Raw genomic sequence first — 945 nt, forward strand, 5'->3', positions numbered from 1 at the left:
AAAAAGCCCCCGGCCATCGGCCTGGGGCTCTTGCTATGGAGCGGGTGACGGGAATCGAACCCGCGCTCTGAGCTTGGGAATCAATCGGCATCTGAGGTGCGAGCAGGCCGCTGACCAGGGATAACGAAGCCTGAAGGTAGCGGCCCTCGGGGGTGTTTGTGACCTCCATTTACCGCTGTGGCGTGTCCTGTATGGCACGCGAATGGCACGGCTGGTGGCGACTGCCGTCACACTCGTACCGCTGAGGCTCACCGGCCACGAGACGGTGTCCCGCATGAGCGATGCGAAAGGGTAGCTGCAAGCATGGCTGGATGAGCGATCCGCCGCGTTTGAGGAGTGGGCGAGTGAGACCGGCATTCTCCACGAGGCTTGGGCCACCGGTGGTGACCCAAGCCGAATCTGAGATCTGTACGGCCTGACTGTCAGCGCGGCCTTGCGCTACACCTCCACCATCGACCAGGCAGGCCTCGTGGAATACAACCGCAGCAACGTCGACGCACGGCCGAAGGCTTGCGCCGACGTTGTCTTCTCGGGCACTGCGACGTCAGATGTATGGGCCGCGGTTCGACTCACCGAGCTTGCCAAGAGGGCTCCGGGGCTAGCGAGAATCGCTTCCGCTATTTCTGCTCTGCCCAATCCGGTGTGTAGACCCATCCGGCTCGTCGGAGTTCATCGGACTTGCCGGGTTTCCAGAACTCCACGGGCGCCTTCCTCATTCGCTTCGTGACAAGAGCCGGGATGTCCACCATGAAGACGTCTGTGTCCTTGCCTCGCCACGTCGCGGTGTTTGGCCTGGTGGTCAGGATACGGTGGACGAACCGAAGGTCCTCGAGTTCAACGATCTCCCGACCCCAGTCGGTATCCATGTGCTCACGGCTGACGAGGAAGAAGAACGTGTCGCGGTTGCGGACGAACTTCACGAGGTCGGCGAATCGCGCTTCTAGG

At 62.0% G+C, this 945-nt stretch carries 1 protein-coding gene; it reads right to left on the reverse strand.

Annotated elements, in window-relative coordinates:
• Nucleotides 1–617: 617 nt before the first annotated feature.
• A partial coding sequence (locus tag DY218_RS34080; RefSeq protein ID WP_233521880.1) for a hypothetical protein occupies nucleotides 618–945 on the reverse strand: 328 nt, incomplete at its 5' end.

It is taken from the genome of Streptomyces triticagri (genome assembly GCF_003429565.1).
GTDB classification, from domain to species: Bacteria; Actinomycetota; Actinomycetes; order Streptomycetales; family Streptomycetaceae; genus Streptomyces; species Streptomyces triticagri.